Here is a 588-nt window from a genome sequence, read left to right on the forward strand (position 1 = left end):
AGCCAGCCGCCGAAGGTGGGACAGATGATTGGGGTGAAGTCGTAACAAGGTAGCCGTATCGGAAGGTGCGGCTGGATCACCTCCTTTCTAAGGATATATACGGAAGATAGGACCTTCGGTCTTATCAGACAGGTACGTTTAAGATCTTGTTTAGTTTTGAAGGAACTTCTTTTTCCTTTTATCATAAAAAAGATGGGCCTGTAGCTCAGCTGGTTAGAGCGCACGCCTGATAAGCGTGAGGTCGGTGGTTCGAGTCCACTCAGGCCCACCATCTTTATTTACGGGGCCTTAGCTCAGCTGGGAGAGCGCCTGCTTTGCACGCAGGAGGTCAGCGGTTCGATCCCGCTAGGCTCCACCAACGTGTTCTTTGAAAACTAGATAACGTAAGTAAACAATCACAAGGCTTGCAGGATGCAAGTCATGCCGATGTTACCACAGGATGTGGTGATGTTAATCGGCGATCATTACTGTAGTGATTCTTTTTTTAACGGTTAAGTTAGAAAGGGCGCACGGTGGATGCCTTGGCACTAGGAGCCGATGAAGGACGGGACGAACACCGATATGCTTCGGGGAGCTGTAAGCAAGCTT

The 588-nt window shown here is 49.5% G+C and carries 2 tRNA genes and 2 rRNA genes; all 4 read left to right on the forward strand.

Going from position 1 to position 588, the window contains the following annotated elements:
• Nucleotides 1-87 (forward strand): 16S ribosomal RNA (locus tag PDT38_RS19310); the annotation flags it as partial.
• 107 nt (nucleotides 88-194) lie between these two features.
• Nucleotides 195-271 (forward strand) — tRNA-Ile (locus PDT38_RS19315).
• Nucleotides 272-282: 11 nt separating this feature from the next.
• Nucleotides 283-358: transfer RNA gene (locus PDT38_RS19320), tRNA-Ala, on the forward strand.
• Nucleotides 359-489: 131 nt separating this feature from the next.
• Nucleotides 490-588 (forward strand): 23S ribosomal RNA (locus tag PDT38_RS19325); the annotation flags it as partial.

The organism is Bacillus changyiensis (genome assembly GCF_027706145.1).
GTDB classification, from domain to species: domain Bacteria; phylum Bacillota; class Bacilli; order Bacillales; family Bacillaceae; genus Bacillus; species Bacillus changyiensis.